The sequence below is a fragment of the Ensifer sp. R1-3 genome (assembly GCF_056739175.1).
In genome coordinates this window covers 1,107,426-1,124,545 of the sequence record NZ_CP096517.1, presented here as the reverse complement: position 1 = coordinate 1,124,545, position 17,120 = coordinate 1,107,426, and the positions used below count along the sequence as shown (strand labels likewise).

The window sequence follows — 17,120 nt, the reverse complement described above, 5'->3', positions numbered from 1 at the left end:
AAAGTTCTGCTTACCAAATGGGGACAGGACATGAAATTGAAACGACCTCTTTTTATTTGTTTCATTGCGATGGCGGTATGCGCGGGAGAGAGCTTTGCCGGCTTCACCTGCGGCGGTCCGCTGAAGTCCAGCCAAGTCGAGGGCTTCAAGACTTTTTTCGATCCAGACTTTAGCCCCTCGTTGAGCCACATGGGAGGCGCCGTCGCGCCAGAGAACATGTCAAAAGTCGTGTCTGCTGCAGAGCTTAAAAACCTCGAGGTAGAAAAGCCCGCAGTTGCAGCTTCTGCGAAGCTAGACAGTTCCGGTGCGAAAAGCCTTCAAGATTGGCTAAATGCCAACGCGAACGATACGATACCGGGCTGGTTCAGTACGACATTAGGAATTGTCTCTCCCGCAGCATGGATAGGTTTGGCGGCGGACGTTGCCATTCAGCTTATAAACGTTGCTGGTGACGCTGGTCGGATCAAACTGGCAAATATTGCAGGTACTGTCTCGGAAGGCGGATTTGTTGGTGTCGTCCACCGGATTGCAACGAGGGATCGTGGTGGGCGTTCTTACATCTGGAACTATGTGTATACGGCCGAGCTGAACGGCAAGAAAATTACATTTCTGCTTGCTGTGTGTTCTGCCGATGTCGTGGTGAAATGATAAAAAAACTAATTTATGACGTGACAATTGAACGATTTGTTGTCCCATACGAGAAAACCACGTTCGCGGCAGTCAAGGCGCGCACGGCGAAACAACCGTTAAGAGGACAGGCGGTTGTTTGATTGTGGGCGAGGTTTGTGCACTTGGATTTCCGTCGACTGAGTTTCACTGGCAGAACGGAAAACCGTTTTGGGTCGCTGCGTTACTCGTCGCTCTACCGATGGCCCTTCCCATGGCTGCACTGGTTACGAAAGGAGGACAATAGCGGCCCGCTTCGAGAGTACTCGACAGCAATAGCCTTGGCCCATTGCTGTTATGCACGTTGACTAGTTTAGAAGATGTATATTGCACATAGTCTCATGAGGAATTTACCTGGCAATTTAAAATATATCCAAAATATGGAGACTGGTTATGAGATGTCTTACACGCCGACTGGGTGCTTGCTACATCAGCATCTTGATCTCTGCTGGTGTCAGTGAAGCGGAAACAGTGACGTTCACAAATCCAACGAACAATAATCTGGAGCTACACCTCCGGAATGGACCAATTGAAACACATCCAGACAATCGTGGGTCTCGCAACACCACTATGAAGCCATCTGACGTCTTCCAAAATGATGTGGGAGACGGAGACACCTGGTTTACTTATGGAAACCAAGTCGTGAACGATAACGATAACCCTCCGTTGTGCAATGCAGGGGCTGGGCAGACCATCACGCTCGATAAATCTCATTCTTGCTATGTAAACAACTGAAAGCAAGTGCCGGTGTAGGAGTAATGAGCTAAAACTGTCCTTAACGGCAGCAAAGCAGTGGTCTCGATATTTCTTTATCCCAGAATCAGTCTTGGAGGTGCGCCATGAGCACCAGGTTAAATTCAGAAATCGCAGAGCAGCGTACGCGCAAGGCGGCCTTTCAGTTAGAGGATAAGCGAGTTCAAAGCGAGCAATTTCTAACCGTCTGGAAGGCGATCTTTGAATACGCTCAGATTGCTGTTCGAGCGATTATCTTAGCTAATGGCGCGGGGGCAATCGCGATATTGACGTTCCTTGGCCATGCGGTGGATAAAGACGCAGTTCCAGTCAATAAAGTCTTGTTAGGGGCAGCTGGGGGAATATTCGCAATCGGTGTTGCTATTGGTGTGCTGACCGCTTTTTTTGCCTATCTGAGCCAATATGACGTTATCCGGATCGCCATTGCCAATGGTGGGAGCGTGCCAGTCGGAACGGCTTCAAAACGGGTCGCAGGAATTGTCCTTGCGTTTGTGGGCTTGGCATTTTTCTTGGTCGGCATTGTCGTTGCTATTTTTGGCTTTCTTTTGGTACCGGAACCTCCCTTCCAAGGGAACTTACTCCGCCCCATGGCGGCGTTACAGAACGTTTTATGTCCTAAAATGTGACTTCGTGGGGTTCGTGGCGCGCAGCTTCGATCACCCACCACCTGGGCGAATGAGTGCGTGATACAGGGCAACGAGGCCCAATGGTGCCCCTTTTTGGGAAGCCACAGCGCTGCGGGTGAGTAGGAGGAAAGGCGTGTGAATTAGCCCACTCGAGCGGCAAACTTCGCTCTATCCTGCTTGAGCATTTCGATGAAAACCCCGTGCCGACGCAGTGCGCTGCGCATTCAGTCGTCGTATAAGATGAACCAATAGCCCGTTCCGGTTCATGGAAGCATACGGCATATCGTAGTTGGGCTCGGGTCCGATAAAGCTGCGGGAGGCGTAGGTCTGTGCCTGGGCGAAAACCTCATTGACAGCGTGGAAGCCTAGTGCCCTGTAGGCTTCCATCTGCTCTTCGGAGAAGAACTGGTCGCTTGTCGCCTCATGCGGAAAATTCGGATATCGCCGCTCATAGTCCAACACATAGTCCGGCTCTTTTCCGGTGACAGCGGCCTTTATGTACAGAAGGATACCTTGATCGCCGTTTTCATAGGTGATGCAGCCGATGGCGAAGTGGGGAAATCCCTCGATAGGACGAGAACGCGACTTGGACCGGTCAGCCAATCTTTCGAGTGCGGCATCTCTTACCGGACACCAATCAAGCGATATTAGCACCCCAATATCAATACGTGCAAAGCGTTGCACGTCGGCAAAGGCGCTAAAGTTCATGCCCGGATCGGCCTCCGCGTCTATTACGATGATAAACTTGCAGCCGCGCTTAAGGAGCTGATAGAGGCCAATGTTATCAATGTGGCCGCCGTCGGTGACATAAATACGCGAGCTGTCAGAGCGGAGCCTTCCAAATGCCTCGGCAAACAGATAGAGTCGAAAGAGATCCTCCCAGTGCCTGTCTTGAGCTTTTGGTCTGGAAGGGTTTGGAAGCCAGAATCCCAGTCGGAGGTTCAGCAGCGCCAGGGTAGGTCCTAATAATCCTATTCCGATCCTGCCCATGCTCGACGACACCGCAGCCCCTGAAATTGCAGCCGCTGCTGCCAGGTCGAGTTCAGGCTCGACTGACCACATCCAGTTCGGGTTGGCGTAGCCTGTCGATTCGCTGCCGATGGCATGCTTGGAAAAGAGGAAGAACTCCGCATTTCGTCCGCGCTTCGCCGGATCTGGCAGTCGGTGACGATCGGTCGCCGCTACCGCGGCGCCGGCCTTCACCTTTCCGTTTGCCGTACGTTCATCCTTCCTCGGCAATCTGACATTCAAAGTGCCGTTGACGAGTAGATAGGGAGCCTCTTCTGGAAGAGCGTGTATAGGCAGGCGCCTTCCTTCTTTGTCCCCGAGGCGATAGGCAACCCGGAGCCGGTCTCGGTAAAGCCTGTGCAGCCCGTTCGCGTTCTCGGTGAATGCTGCCGCAACTACGGCCACCGCAAAGCTTAGTGCCAAATAGTTGCTAAGGATGATCCAGTCCTCGAGATTCTTGCTAGGCCCGCTTCTCGTCGCGATGGCCGCAACTACTAGGGCAACCAACCATGTGCCGACCAGCACCAATATAGGAACGTTGAAGTGGCCGTGCACAATTGCTGTCAGCGTTTCCCACGGACGACTCTTTAGACGCCTGCTTAAAACCTGAGTTGCGGCAAGAAACAGAACAGCGAATCCAGCGATCACCGTGGAGAAGGTCCAACTATCTGAAACAAGGAAACCAGGACTGTGCGGGAAAGCGCCTCCGTCTTTGATTCCCCAGGTCACGATTAGTAGAAAGACAGCATATATGGTCAGTGGCAGCAACATCGCCGCGCCATACAGTACACTCTTTGCCAGGAGCGACTGCAGGTGCGCAGCAATGGAAGGGACACTCAAGGCCCGTTGAATCCAAACAACCAATTTGCCTTGGAACGCTGCGGTCAGTCCAACGATTGCTCCAGTGATTGTTGCAAGACCTGCGAGCCCTTGTGTACTTCCACCATCGCTGTCCAATCGAATTTTTACGGCTCCTATAATGATAGGTTGGAGTTCCATTGTCGCTGCGAAGACAAAGGCGATAATCAACCAGCGGCCAACCCTTGCGCCGTAGCCGTCGTACTCCAGAGACGCCCTTTCGTTCGGATGCGAACGGCCGAAACTTTCAACATACGAACGCCGGAGAGCCCAGCCTATCAGCCATAGGCACAGACAAATAGCGGTAATCACTGAGAAGAGGAAAGGGCTAGCGATCAGCGGTTCAACGCTCAGCCACCAAGAACTGCTTTTTGTCCACTCCTCGCGAAGCACTAGGTTTGCCACGTCCAGGAGTATGCTGTGCTTGAGTTCCTCCGTCGTCGGGTTGCTGAGAATAAAAACTGTTGCCACGGGTAATAGAAACGAGAGCAACAGAAGGACATTTACCGCCAAGCCACGCATTATGATGACTGTCGAAGTTATTATATCCAATAGGCCGCGAGGTGCGAGAAAGCGGCTGTAGTCGCGGAGATGACTCACCGCTTCAGGGTCTCGGAGACTTTCGTTGGAGGGCCGAGCAAATGGGAATCCAGGCTCGCCATTTTCTTCCTGGTTCGCATGCATGCCGGCGATCATGCTCGTACCCACGTAGCCGCCGCCAGAAACTGTTGACAGATAGTCGATACGGTGGATCAAGCCCCACGCATGCAGAGCCTGTAGTGCACCCAGGCAATACGAGGCCGAGCGTATTCCGCCCCCCGAGAGAGAGACGCCAAACAAGTCGGCAGGGCGTCCGTGAGGGGGGCCAAGCTCATCGGGAGTCTCAACTTTTGCGGCACCGCGGCGAATCCGAATGGAGGCGTGCTCAAGCGCAAGGACCTCCTCGAAATCATGGACGCGGTTTTCATCTTCCGTTTGTTTGATTGTCATATCGGCCCATCCTCCCCCTTAGGAATAACCAGCCGCAGACGCCTTCGTTTGGGAAAGCTTGTTGGATGTTCATTTTGAATGCGGTACGGAACAAACCAATGCCTTGGTACAGGTTTTTGCCGCTCGGACGCAGGGACGCGCTTCCTATGCAATTTTTAGGTTATGATGTTCTAAAATACACTACGCACGTCCGATGGCAAGTGACTAGGCATCGCAGATCTGATGCGGCTCGAGAATAGGCCGTATGCTTCTCCGTACCGTGCCGATCTAGTCTATCATCCTTTAATGATGGCTGAGAAAGGTCGAAGCCACCGCTCTTTCCGACAGCTAAAAATCGAAAGCTATGCCCCAGCCACGAAGGTAGTGCTACCCACGTGTGTTGCCTGGCCGGCGGCTTCCATCACGTCGCGCGTTGCCTCCAAAGCCACATCAGCCCGATGCTTCCAAGCGCTTTTGCCTAGAGAGCTTTAACAAAGGCATTCCAGTTTCTTCATCGCGGATCGCTTTTCGTCGAGGCAGCGAGTACCGACGATTGGTGACGGAGGCTGCGTTAATATCGGCTGCAGCTCGGGCGCATTCTGGCCGCTGTGAGCAGGTGTCGAACCTTTCGTTGAGGATCGCCGAAGCTTCGTGTATCCGGTCCGCTGCCGAGTGAGGTTCGGTTTCACGAAGGCGCCCTAACGAGCGGTTCGCCAACTGGCTTAGGCGCTGCGATAAACTCGACAATCGCCCTCAAAGCCAATGGATGCGTGTAGGACCAGGAATGCGTCAGAAAGGCGTCCATTGTGGACACATCTGAGCCCTGTACAACCGGGTATTGCCCAGGTGGCGAAGCCTCGACCGCGACAGTTATTGTGGCGGCGCAAGGTCCCAGCTCTGGAACGCTTGTTATCGCCAGGAGGGCGGTACAAGCGACGGCGAGTAAAAAGAGGGCGCCGAGGAAAGTGCCAAAGGAAGCCATCCACACGAGCAGCGTGACAACAACTCGTACGTGTTCAATGAAAAGGAGGGCAGGCATGGCGATAGCAACAACGATCAAAAAAAACCACCTGGGAAGCGCGTTCAAAACAAACGGATATCCGACCCCGAGCACGCTCGTGGGGGGCTCCGGCGGAATTCGATCCGGTGCCCAAAGGACATAATATTCAGGGAAATTTATCCGGACCCACACGCCAACGAAGATCGCTGCGAAAACCACTGCGAAGCTGGCGCCCAGCCAAGCGCCAAACAGCCTGAGCGGCTTGCTATGTCGGCTTTGCCATTCGTTGAGCGAATTAACTAATTCGGCGGTTTTCGTCGTAATGAGACTGTCGAAAGGCCCCCGTCTTCCCCAAACGACGGTCACTAACAATTCCAAAGCATGGAGCAGCGAAATCAGTGCGCTAGCTTCATCGCTGGGTCCCCTCACGATCAGGAACCGTTTCGGATGAATCTCCGGTATGGCCAGGGTTGTCAGGAACCATTTCGTTAGAGGGTCCATTGCCTCAACGAGATAGACGAGCGCAAGTAGCAGGCCACCCACAATTAAAAAGGTGCCAACGGTGGGAGCGTCGTTAAAAATGCTGCCGGGGGGGTCGTTTGGGTCCCCACGGAGTGGCCACCATGCGATGAGAAAAATTAGCCAAAAGTAGCTAATAGCAGCTGCGACCCGGCCGAGTACGCTGAGCTGTCGGCGCCGCGCGACCAGGTAGGGCGTCGATAACGAGACGACGCCCGCGACCCTTTTCGCAAGAGCCGGATCGCGAAGAGCATACAGAAGGACGAGGGTACCGTAACTGTGACCAATCACGTAGTGCGATCCGGTATGCTCTTCCGTTACGTTCCACAGATATGCCTGCAGTCGCTTCCCCGCGACGTGACGCGCGATATGGCTCGGCAGGCCGGACCATCTAAAATCGTCATGGAAGTGCACTCTGCCCGGAAAAGCTTCTTCTAACGTCTGCCTGAGTAAGGACCCTTGCCGGGTCCACCTGGCCCCACGTGCACAGGTGCCGTGTACGAGTGTAATATGCGTTTCCTGCGCAGTCCCATCCATGGCTCGCTTCCAGGTCTCCGCACGCGGGATCATTCTCAGCGACAGCTGCAAATCGGTCGGAGAGGAACGGAAATTCGCTCCTTGTACTAGCAGCAGGTACAGCTGCGCGAGCCGGTCTGCTCTCAGCCAAATCACTTCATCCGGAAACGCATCTTATATAATTCGATTTCCGCTGACGAGTCATGCCGAACGCGGGCGCCGTACAACCGAAGCATTTTCGCGCCTCTGCGGCGGCCGGGCGAATGGATCCAAGTCGCGACGCCTCACCACGGGACCGGGACGGAGACCGCGTTGCAAGGGCCCATCGCACGAGATCGTAGCTATGGGACGATCCGTGGAGGCCTCTGGCACAGCAATCAGGGAACGCGCTTGCTGGGCCTGTCGAGGTAACGGGGTCATCACCCCCCCCCCCCAAGATTTCTCTTAAGTTTTAATAACATGCGTACGCAGATTTGATGTGAAATCTATTTCGCGATCTGTTCCTTCCAAAGAATTCTCAGAATCGATGTTCCGTCGGTGCGCCACGGCCCGCCGTAGGCGAACACTATGTTCCCAGTGACGGCGAGCCCGCGCAGCGCCAAATCGGTTTCGAGTTCGCCAATCTCCGTGCCCGAGTTGATGTCAATTGCGCGAACAGTCCCGTTGGCCGTTCCAACCACCGCAATACGTTCCGCAAGTGGCTGAACAGCCACGTACTCGGTAGAAGGCGAGACTGTTAGCATTCTATTATAGGCCCCACGCGTGAGGTTCACTTCGGCAAGCAGGCCAGTGCCGACAATGACAACGGAGTCATTCGAAAAAGTGCACATCGCGCGGATTGGCCGATCAACCGGAACCTCGGACTGAATTTCGAGGTATTCGTCCAGTACGAGCACCTTTTCGTCAACTGCAACGACGATCTTGTCGCTCCATTTGGCGATCGCGTGAACGCACTTACCGAACTTTTCGCTGCTGACTCTCGCTCCATTTCTATGAGCGCTTAGTCCACCGGAAAGGGTCCATCTTCTGACATGACCGCTTTTCGATCCAGAGACGATTGCGGCGCCTGCACCACCCCAATCCATTACCTGGACAGCCGATATGCGTTCGGAATAACTGGATCTGACCGTGCCGCGATTTCGGTCAACGCCTTGCACCCAAAGCAACCCCTCGGGAGTTCCTGCGACGCATCCGAGGCCGCGAGGCAAGAGACTCACGGAATGAATATCATCTTGGCTCGGAGCAGGGAGACGCAAAAACTGCCCAGTTCGCTTTGTGTACGTTCCACTCATTCCGCGGCGGCCAGCAAAAAGAACATCTCCGTCTCTTCCAACGGAAGCGCACGTGACAGCCGGTGACGCTGCCTTTGATTGAAGTGAAAACGCTACCGTCTTGTTGTCTTCATTATCTCCGTTGAAAATATCTTTAATTACGTTTCCTATAAACTTTACGAACCGCGTGCCTTTATCGATTATAGGTGAAATCGCGTCAATAAGGTCTTCAACCTTTTGATACTTCTCGGAAATAAATTCAGAAAACTTGATTATGTCGGCGATTATTTTGTCGACGCCGTCATTGAGAAATCTAACTGTACCCTCGAATACTACGCCCATATCGAAGTTTAGCCGGATGGCAAACACGCTAGCGCTAAGTCGCTTAATATTCATCTTAAACTCTCGAACAAGATTAATGGTGTTACCATCAAAGTTCAAGATATTTAGGTTTATCGTTCTCTGCGTAATGTTTACGTTGGTGATGATGGAGTTTGCCTGTTCAGAGACCTCCTGGGTAATTGCTGGCTGTACGATTGCACGTGAAGTCGCAGCCAGACTGTCAACTACTTCTTTCGCCTCAGCGATTTCGCGGTCGTTGTGCTGAACAAGCCGTTCGACATCAACGTAGAGGCGGCTGATCGAGTTCAGCAGTTGTTCAATTGAATGCCCATGTTCGTCTTGCCCATCTTGTGCTTTCTGAAGGGCATCGTGCAGGCTATCTCGGATTATATGGATACGGGCAAGGTCATCCTGTGTGACACTCATTGGCTCGATCGACATGGCATGGGTAATCGCCTGCATGCCAACCGTATCTACGTACAAATCCAGCGGGGCGTTTGACTTTTGCCGCAGTTGCGCAGCGAGATTCTCCGCGCTGGTTTGCACTCGATTGAGATACTTGCCTGCATCTTCCATTGCGAATCCGTCGTGAGAGGCCTCTTAACTTAATTTCTTCGTTAATGGGCACGGTTGCAACATTTGGCTTATGCAATCCCCTGCAATCGGCGTCCTTTGCGGAAATCTTCGGTTGCCCTGAATAGTCAACGGCTATCGATCGGTATGCACAGCAGCAATGGTGCTGCTGGTGAAATGGTAGATCGAAAATGACGAATGCAATTGAACTTCTCAAGTCCGCAGCAATGATCTCTTTTTCTCATGCGCTCCTTTTGTACAAAGGCTAGGAAACGAGACGAAAAGAGCCATAGAAGACCAGCGGACCGGGGGCGAGAGGAAGGTCACGCAGCCGGAGACGCTGAGGACAACGACACGGAAAGGCATCACCCCCCGAGGGTCAGCTTGTTCCAGTCGGGAAACTCGCCTTGGCCAAGCACCGTCAGCAATATCCGTTGGACAATCCGATCCGCTGCAGGAAAATGCGGCATCTTCCTTGACGAGAGGACACCAGTGTGGACAGACTGTGATCTGGCGCCATAAAGTTTCTTAATTTCCTTGAAGATCGTCGCCCGTTCCTGAGACGTCTCTCCCAGGAGCCACGCTGCTCTCGTCCCAAGCTTGTGTGAAATCTCGGTATTCTCGGAGTCTTGGTCGTGCATTAGCACGATCTCAGCTGCCAAGCCGAGAAACGCGGCGCGGTCAACATCCCTCGTAGCAGCGCGGCTGCGGCCAAGAGCGTCAATTGCCCTCTCTAATTTTCCAAAGCCCTTGTAGGTCGACAGGAGAGAGTACGCGCGTTTGACATCCGAGGCACGCACGGTCGAGACTTCGAACTCGAAACCTAACCGCCTTGGCGCTTCTTGCATTGGGAGCGCAAAAAGGGCGTCGTTTTCCGGCCGGATGCCATACGCGGGAATTTCGACGGGCCCCTCGCTCGAAAGGAGACACGCTAGCCGGACATTCCGGCGCGCACGATCTCGGCGTTTTATGCTCGGCGTTGCGGCAGCCGTCTTTGTGCCGTCGCTTTCCATGGAGAAAGCTGGATTCAGGATAAATGGCTGTGCCACGAAGGCGGTACCTTCTGGCAGCATCGTATTGGTGAACGGCCGGCAGCTATACGACCTGGAAAAGCTATCGACGGGAGGAACCTGAAGGGTCAGGCCATCTTCAATCACACACTCTTCGTCGAGGCTGACGCCAAGGACTGGCGACAACTCTGTATATTCAGTGAAATTGCGAGCGACCTGCTCTAGGAACGCCTCGATGACGGCTTCGCCGGATTTCTTACTTAGAAGGACAGCGATTACCCAAGACCCGAGCTCCATCCGACAAGGCTGATTGTTTTCGGCTTCAGCGAGGATGAACGCGTCCAAATAATCGCGAAAAGGAGCAAGGGCGGAAAGTCGCCGGTCAAGGGACCATTCATTTTCCTCTCGCCAGAACATGTAGTGGCGGCCGCGGCGAATTTCGGCAAGCTCGGCGGCGGCCACATCGAGAACAGCGAGCGCTTCCGCATAGATCGCCTTATCCAATCTTCCGTCTCCTGTGTCCTCGCACTAGGCTTTGCGCGTTAGTGGCTCACCTAGCGTACACAACTTGGAAACGTCCTAAGATTGCAACCGTTTAAGAATCCTTTGCGACGGCTGTGCGATTGCCCGGTCGAAGGAGGGCAAAGGCCCTGAGCATGGGCCCGCCTTGGGGCGGATGATCTATTCGATCGACGAGGCCTTTGTGAGCCTTGCTGGAATGACGTGGCGACTGGCGCCGCGACCGCTTCTCTCTCGGGCTCAGCAACACCAGAACTATATTGGGTATGCTGTAGCGGCCGCCCGATGGGCGTTAAGATCGCGCGGTCGGGTAAATTATCACTTACGATAGAGCGATGCCGATCGCCGACATAACGAATGCTTGTGAGGCGTCGTCGCTGGCGTCGAGGTGAAAACATTAGAGTATCGAAACGCCCAGCAGGCGCAGGCCGGGCATTTTATCCGTGCTCGACCCGTACAGCCGGTTTAGTACCGGCTGATCGTTTTAGCGGATCGCGAGGAACTCCATGGACGTCAAATATTTCGCCGACCTGCGCACCAACTTCATCCGCATGTACTACCGCGAAGGACGCAGGCCGTTCGTTGACATCCAGAGAGCGAACGACGAAGGAACGCCGCCTTTTGACGAGCCGCCGCGCGGGTACGACTTGGAAAGCGGCGAACCACCATATCTTAAGGAATGGCTCCAGGCCGAGATGGCGCTAAACGTGCTGGGCTACTCATGTCTCTCGATGCTGTCGAACTCACTCAAGATCGCCTTCATGAACTTCGAGCGCGAATTTGGATTCAGGCCGAGCGCCGAGGCGAAGAAAACACTCTTCAAGCAAGGTTTCGTCAAGGGCTATAAAGGGGTCCTCTTCGAAATTCTCGACACCGATTGGAGCGACTGCCCCGCAGATCTAGCGATCATCGAGCAGGTGGTTCTGGCCCGCAACATCACCCAGCACACGAACGACTACTCGGGTTTCGACGCCTACTACGATGACAGTACGATCCGGAAGCACCCAAGCCTCTTCTTCGTAGGCGGCGACAAGGAAGAGCTTAATCCGGAGGATTCCGCCTCATGGTTCGGTCGCCGCGTCGAAGTTACCGAAGCGGAACTTTTCCGAGCCATTGAGGAGGTAGAGAAGCTGGTTGGGTACATCATCGGACGCGAAGACAAGGCTTTTGAATGGCGAAAGGGTCGACGGGAAAAATCCTAGTCTGGGCTTCCAGAAACGTCGCCACTTAGCCATCCGCGCGTCCTACTTGTCGTCAGCGGGCTGCCGTTTGACGGCGGCTAGGAGGCATTCCTCGCAGTCGTCTCTGTATCTCGCAGCCTGAAGGTGCTGCCAATATTCCTCTCGTGTCTTTTCACCTGCGAGAGCCTGTTCCCGCGTCACCTCGTCGGGATCTGGCAGCATGGTCGAAAGGGCCATCCGAAAGATGGCGGCCGGATAGGACAGGATCCATGTGCCATTGTCTAGGCGGAATTTCTCCGTTTCGACCGGATTGCCATGGAGGAAATCGTTCCTCAGATCGTGCATCTTGACATAGAGTGCATTGGCAAGCCTGACATTACCGACGTTTCCACCGCCGAAGTCCGCCTGATGCGTCGCTTCCTGCATCATCTTGCTCTGCCATGAAATGGTCTTGAGCAGGTCGAGGACTCTCTGACGAGTGGCCTTGCCCGTCGACCCCGGATGAACGAGAACCTCGAAAGCGCTTACCCACAAGGAGAGGATGCGGCCGTAGTCGTAGAAGGACTCGGTCGCACCTGTCGGAGAAGACAGTCGAAGCGCAGAGGTCGCCATCTTCAGCGATCGGAGAATGGCACGCGACGTCCAGCCGTCCTGTCCGTCGATAAAATGAGACTTCCAGATCGCATGCAGTTGCTTGAAGAAGCGCGGATGCGTTGCCTCCCGGCCGACTTCCTGCACGGGGACGGCAGCCGAGGCGGTTCCACGGAACTTGTCGAGTTCATGCACAGCCCAGAGCGCGGCATTCTGCGCAACGAGCCTTTTCCCATCAGGGGCAATCATCCACGGGTAGATCTCGAAGGAGTCGGCGTAGAACGGGCCGACATTCCTGCGCCACGTCACCGTGCGCACCCTCACGTCCAGCACGACGCAGGCGATAACGATATCCATGAAGCTCGAGATGGCCTCCGAGTTCGGACGCTCGGGATAGGCGTCGGACCTGATCAGCAGACTCGGCCTCAGTCGCTGACCGTTACTGCCTTCGATCTTCGAAAGGAAGGTGTGAAGGTTCGGCCCATTGGCGATCGCATCCCGATAGCGATCGTCGTGAGCGCCCGCCACGGCCAAGTATTCGCCTGCGAAATAGTCCGGCTTCATGTCGATGCTTGGTAGGGCGCCGAGCGCCGTCCATTTCAGGGCCATCGAAATCTCTTACGTAGCGTCTTGTTCCTTCGGAACGTAAAAGATCAGCGCGGCGCCTGGTCAACGCGCCCGCGGGGCCGTCCACAGGAATGCGGCATGCCTCATCGTCGAGACGGCTTTCGAGGTTTCCCGCTCCATTGCGACTGAACATCGGTTGGGCTGTCGTCGCGTTAGTAGGGAAAAAGTTCGAGAACCTTAGCGAACGGGTTCTTTCGCTCCGCCGCCGCTCTGGCCTTCTCCCGGATCACGAGGCCGGGATCAATTCCCCGGCTTAGAGCAATGTAGATGTCCTGGCCGTCCATCAGGATGATCCGCCGGGACGTAAAGGCGGCAGATGACGGACCCGAGTAACCCGCGTGGCTCACGTGAAGCCCACGCGTCCAAATTGGTCGCTCTTCGATCTTGCCTTGGCAGGAGTGCAGCATCGTGGCATCGGTCTGTGCCCGGTGTCACTTCGCCTCCACCAGATACGTCGTGCCATCGTGCTGGAAGGAACCGTCGATCTGCTCTCCAATGGTCCGGAAGGAGGCGCGGGCATCCAGCCCCCAGGTGTCGAACCAGCGTTTCAAGAACCTCTCGAACTCGTAACCTCGCTCTTGCGGGCGGTCGTCCATTACCTCCAACGAAAGGAATTCGGCTTCAAGCGCAACGAGGACACCTTTCGACGGTCGAAGAGGCGGTGCGGCCTTGGGCTCCTGGGCAACAGTCGCTCCCGGCAGTGGGGCTCCACCGAGCCGCTCAATGATCGCACTTAGCTTCCTGCGGTTGTCCGCCGTAGCCGATTCTGGTCGCTCGGCTTCGAGAAACTCCCACAGGCCGGCGAGCGCCTTCGCTATCGCCTTGGGTTGTGCCTTCTGCGTGAAGGCGATCAAACGCTTCCCCTTCGAGCCGCCCCTGAATGCATAGACGTCGTCGTAGATGTCGACGCCGACCTCGTGTTGAAAGAATTCGAAGAACGTCCGGTTCGTGAATTCGAGGACATATCCGCCTTGGACGAACAGTTCCTCCACGAGCTGGGTTTCAATGGGGCGGAGCGTCATCTGGTATCAGTCTCTCGTAATAAATCTCGCGCGGTCGAGAAGCTCGTCGAAGGTTACGATATCCAGGTTACGGGTGTCCCGCCGGAATAGCTCGAACGTGTCGCGCCGCACCTCGGCGTCGCGGGTGCTCCCATTGCCTTCGATGTCGCGACGGCGCCCTATGACCAGGATCGCTTTTGGATCGCGGGTTCTCGCCATGAGGCGACGGTCGCCCGACTTGTCATAGTTCTGTCCAGTCTGAGCCTGCACGAGCCATTCAGCTTTCTGTTCGAGTACCTGTGAAACTGCATCCATGAACTCGTTGCTGAACCTCCAAGTGCCAGAGCGACCGGAGCGACGCTGATGAAAGATCGGAGTATCGGGACGCTTGATCTCGACGAGGACGGAGTAGTCGGTGAAGTTCATGAGGTAGTCGACGGTGGGTCTGTCGCGATCGTCCGTTCCGCCTGCGCCGACCACCATCTCTCGGTCGAAGGGGCGCATTATCCGGTAATCGAGCCCGTAGCCGAAGACCCAGGTTTGCCGCTCGAAGAAGTTCTGCCAGTCGGCCTCAGCCCATCGATCGGCACTGAGCTGGCGTTCGAACTCCTCGAGTCCTTGCCGACGTCCGAGCAGAAGATTGATTTCGGCTTGGCTAAGTTCCGCCTGTATGCCCCGAAGGAGATGTTCCCGCTCCCTGTGATCCAGGTCTTTGATTCGGGCAAGAAGCGCCTCGTCCGCAGCGTCGGTGATAATCTTCGATCCGTGAGCGACGGAGATATCGCGGATGTCGAACCGCCCCTCGTTCGACCGATCTATGAAGTGGATGCTTTGCAAAAAATGAAACGAGCCTTGCGAATTCGCCCGCTCTGAAGGTGAAGGAATGCTCTTCGTATCCGCGATACCAGTCGCCAGCCCGGTTTTGGAACGTCTGCAACGTGACGCGCCGTATGCCGCCATCGTCCTGACTGACAAGAGCCGTCACCTGCGTCTTTCGCTTCTCCCCCGTAAGGCGCAGGCATAACGCGCCTTGGATTTCCCCAAGCAGGACCTTATCGGTTCCTTCGAGAACCCAGCGGACGTTGCGACGTCGTTCGGGATTGATCGATCCATGCGTAAAAACGGAAGTCAGGTAGGTTCTGCCCTCCTTCCGGAGCTCAAAGAATTTCACGTCATCGTCGTTCATACCAGACATCCAGAGCACAAGAGACGGTGCGAACTAGATCATGCCCGTCGCTTCTCTACAACCTGCAGGGACGCTTCGCCGCCGTGCCCGCCACAAGGATGCAGGTCACACCACGTGCCGAAGATCGTCCGGGATTCGGTCGGCAGCCGCCCGGTCGAAGCGAGAGCGCCCCGGGCTCGCCATGAATTGACAGCCCGCTTCGGGCTTAATCAAGCCCTAGATCGGGTCCGGCGCCAAAGTCCGCAGCGCTTGAAGGGAGCCGTTCTTCACGAACGCCGTGCGCGGCTTGTTGCGACGATGTTCACGTTCTGGGCCAAAGAGATCGCATAATGTATCATCAGGAAACATTTGTCGTAGGCTGGACTGCCGTTGCGGGCGCAAGTCCCGTTGCTATTACGACTGTGATCCCGACGATGTCGATCGTCACAGTGGGTGGCAATCTTCCGCCGCTGCTGCATTAACGACTCAGTTGTGTGTGAGAATGTTTTTACGCGTGCCGTCTATTCCTGCTTACCTTCGCGACAACAGCGGTCGTTGCGGCGGCTTGACATTAGTCTGAAGACGCTCAAGGGGCTCACCCACTACGGAATACACCTGCGAGTTCTGGGCAAACGAGCCCAAACGCTTCAGGTTCGACCCCATCAAATGCCTAAACAGTCCGGTTCACGCCTGCCTCATCCGGCAGCCTCGACCTCCTTCAACGCATGGATGAAGTGGTCGTTTTCCACAGGCGAGCCGATGCTGACGCGAATATACGTGTCGAATCGAGGTTGTTTCCAGGGTTTGACGATGACGCCTCGCCGGAGCAGTGCTTCGGCCAACGGGGTCGCTTCTGTGCGTGCGTCGAAAAACAGGAAATTGCATTTCGATGGTGCAATCCGGTAGCCCATCGTCGCGAGCTCTTTCTTCATCCGTTCGCGTTCGACAAGAGCAAGCTCGACGGAACGGTTTAGGTGATCGGTATCATCAAAGGCGGCGAGGGCGGATACTTGCGCGATCGCATTGGTGTTGAACGGAGTGCGCGCACGATTGAAAAAATCGCAAAGGCTGCCGTCGCTGACAATACCATAGCCGATACGCAGGCCTGCCAGTCCGTAGGCTTTGGAGAAAGTCCGTAGCACGACCCAGTTCAAGCCCGTCACCTTCAGCACTTCGGCCGCACTTGGATAGTCGTCGCCGGCTGCATATTCCGCATAGGCCTCGTCGACCACGATGAGCGTTTCCGGATCGAGCGCGGCGACAACCTTTGCCAGTTGGAGCGGTGTCAGCCATGAGCCGACGGGGTTCATCGGGTTCGAGAACATCAGCATACGCGGCTTGCGGGCAATCGCGGCGAGAAGTGCGTCCATGTCGACGGAGAGGTCGGGGGTAACGGTGACGCGATCGACCTTTCCGCCCATCAGAGTCGTATAATCTTCATGCAGGGGGAAGGATGGATAGAGCGTCACCACAGTGTCGCCCGCGCGCACGACGGAGCGGCAAATGACGGCGATCAGATCTTCCGAGCCGTTGCCGAGGATAACCTGATTGTTCTCGACATCGAAGCTGGCAGCCAGCCGGGCGCAGAGCGCGCGGCCCTGCGGATCGGGATAAAGCCGGGCTAGTTCGCCGATGTCGGGAAAGAGCCGGCGCAAGGCGGGCGAGGGACCGAGAGGGTTCTCGTTGGAGCCGAGCTTGGCAACTTCGTCGACATGGTACTTCGCTCGCACCTCCTCGAGCGTCAGTCCGGCATTATAGGGGGCGATCGAGCGAATTTCTTCCCGTATGGGCCTTGAAGGGATTGCCATTTTACCGTCTCCATGGGGTGCCATTGCCATGTGCTGTTCATAAGCCGGGATTCATGATCTGTATATATGTATAGACATGTTGTTGAGATAATGATGTCATCCCGGTGGGGAACCAGA

At 55.3% G+C, this 17,120-nt stretch carries 12 protein-coding genes; 3 read left to right on the top strand and 9 right to left on the bottom strand.

Annotated elements, in window-relative coordinates; all coding sequences use genetic code 11:
* The first annotated feature begins 30 nt into the window (after positions 1-30).
* Positions 31-648: a hypothetical protein gene (locus tag M1D43_RS30365; RefSeq protein ID WP_434118759.1), complete on the top strand. Its 618-nt coding sequence runs from the start codon at positions 31-33 to the stop codon at positions 646-648.
* Positions 649-1,505: 857 nt separating this feature from the next.
* On the top strand, positions 1,506-2,045 hold the full coding sequence (locus M1D43_RS30360; RefSeq protein WP_434118760.1) for a hypothetical protein: 540 nt from the start codon (positions 1,506-1,508) through the stop codon (positions 2,043-2,045).
* 168 nt (positions 2,046-2,213) lie between these two features.
* Here M1D43_RS30360 and M1D43_RS30355 read toward each other — a convergent pair whose 3' ends face one another.
* The 4 genes from M1D43_RS30355 to M1D43_RS30340 all read right to left on the bottom strand — a co-directional run bounded on the left by M1D43_RS30355 (position 2,214) and on the right by M1D43_RS30340 (position 10,615).
* Positions 2,214-4,901: a patatin-like phospholipase family protein gene (locus M1D43_RS30355; RefSeq protein WP_498814635.1), complete on the bottom strand. Its 2,688-nt coding sequence runs from the start codon at positions 4,899-4,901 to the stop codon at positions 2,214-2,216.
* Between the two features lie 664 nt (positions 4,902-5,565).
* Positions 5,566-6,813: a lipase family protein gene (locus tag M1D43_RS30350; RefSeq protein ID WP_498814634.1), complete on the bottom strand. Its 1,248-nt coding sequence runs from the start codon at positions 6,811-6,813 to the stop codon at positions 5,566-5,568.
* Positions 6,814-7,400: 587 nt separating this feature from the next.
* Positions 7,401-9,104: a YncE family protein gene (locus M1D43_RS30345; RefSeq protein ID WP_498814632.1), complete on the bottom strand. Its 1,704-nt coding sequence runs from the start codon at positions 9,102-9,104 to the stop codon at positions 7,401-7,403.
* Between the two features lie 362 nt (positions 9,105-9,466).
* Positions 9,467-10,615 (bottom strand): hypothetical protein, encoded by a 1,149-nt coding sequence (locus M1D43_RS30340; protein WP_498814631.1) that lies wholly within the window; start codon positions 10,613-10,615, stop codon positions 9,467-9,469.
* A gap of 521 nt (positions 10,616-11,136) precedes the next feature.
* Here M1D43_RS30340 and M1D43_RS30335 point away from each other — a divergent pair.
* The gene (locus M1D43_RS30335; protein ID WP_498814630.1) at positions 11,137-11,832 is read left to right on the top strand and encodes a hypothetical protein; all 696 of its coding nucleotides are present in this window, start codon (positions 11,137-11,139) and stop codon (positions 11,830-11,832) included.
* A 42-nt stretch (positions 11,833-11,874) separates the two neighbouring features.
* Here the strand turns inward: M1D43_RS30335 and M1D43_RS30330 are convergent, their stop codons facing one another.
* The 5 genes from M1D43_RS30330 to M1D43_RS30310 form a co-directional block, all read right to left on the bottom strand.
* Positions 11,875-13,011 (bottom strand): hypothetical protein, encoded by a 1,137-nt coding sequence (locus M1D43_RS30330; RefSeq protein ID WP_498814629.1) that lies wholly within the window; start codon positions 13,009-13,011, stop codon positions 11,875-11,877.
* 170 nt (positions 13,012-13,181) lie between these two features.
* The gene (locus M1D43_RS30325; RefSeq protein WP_498814627.1) at positions 13,182-13,313 is read right to left on the bottom strand and encodes a hypothetical protein; all 132 of its coding nucleotides are present in this window, start codon (positions 13,311-13,313) and stop codon (positions 13,182-13,184) included.
* Between the two features lie 147 nt (positions 13,314-13,460).
* A complete protein-coding gene (locus M1D43_RS30320) occupies positions 13,461-14,051 on the bottom strand; it encodes a hypothetical protein (RefSeq protein ID WP_498814626.1) in 591 nt (196 codons plus the stop codon).
* Positions 14,052-14,057: 6 nt separating this feature from the next.
* Complete coding sequence (locus M1D43_RS30315; protein WP_498814624.1) at positions 14,058-14,990, bottom strand: Shedu immune nuclease family protein; 933 nt, start codon at positions 14,988-14,990, stop codon at positions 14,058-14,060.
* A gap of 900 nt (positions 14,991-15,890) precedes the next feature.
* The gene (locus M1D43_RS30310) at positions 15,891-17,003 is read right to left on the bottom strand and encodes a histidinol-phosphate transaminase (protein ID WP_127624240.1); all 1,113 of its coding nucleotides are present in this window, start codon (positions 17,001-17,003) and stop codon (positions 15,891-15,893) included.
* Positions 17,004-17,120: the final 117 nt, after the last annotated feature.

Bases quoted from the DNA above. Each gene is read 5' to 3' on its own strand.
- M1D43_RS30360 (WP_434118760.1), top strand. From the start codon at position 1,506: ATGAGCACCAGGTTAAATTCAGAAATCGCAGAGCAGCGTACGCGCAAG.
- M1D43_RS30325 (WP_498814627.1), bottom strand. From the start codon at position 13,313: ATGGACGGCCAGGACATCTACATTGCTCTAAGCCGGGGAATTGATCCC.
- M1D43_RS30365 (WP_434118759.1), top strand. From the start codon at position 31: ATGAAATTGAAACGACCTCTTTTTATTTGTTTCATTGCGATGGCGGTA.
- M1D43_RS30355 (WP_498814635.1), bottom strand. From the start codon at position 4,901: ATGACAATCAAACAAACGGAAGATGAAAACCGCGTCCATGATTTCGAG.
- M1D43_RS30310 (WP_127624240.1), bottom strand. From the start codon at position 17,003: ATGGCAATCCCTTCAAGGCCCATACGGGAAGAAATTCGCTCGATCGCC.
- M1D43_RS30335 (WP_498814630.1), top strand. From the start codon at position 11,137: ATGGACGTCAAATATTTCGCCGACCTGCGCACCAACTTCATCCGCATG.
- M1D43_RS30330 (WP_498814629.1), bottom strand. From the start codon at position 13,011: ATGGCCCTGAAATGGACGGCGCTCGGCGCCCTACCAAGCATCGACATG.
- M1D43_RS30320 (WP_498814626.1), bottom strand. From the start codon at position 14,051: ATGACGCTCCGCCCCATTGAAACCCAGCTCGTGGAGGAACTGTTCGTC.
- M1D43_RS30315 (WP_498814624.1), bottom strand. From the start codon at position 14,990: ATGGCGGCATACGGCGCGTCACGTTGCAGACGTTCCAAAACCGGGCTG.
- M1D43_RS30345 (WP_498814632.1), bottom strand. From the start codon at position 9,104: ATGGAAGATGCAGGCAAGTATCTCAATCGAGTGCAAACCAGCGCGGAG.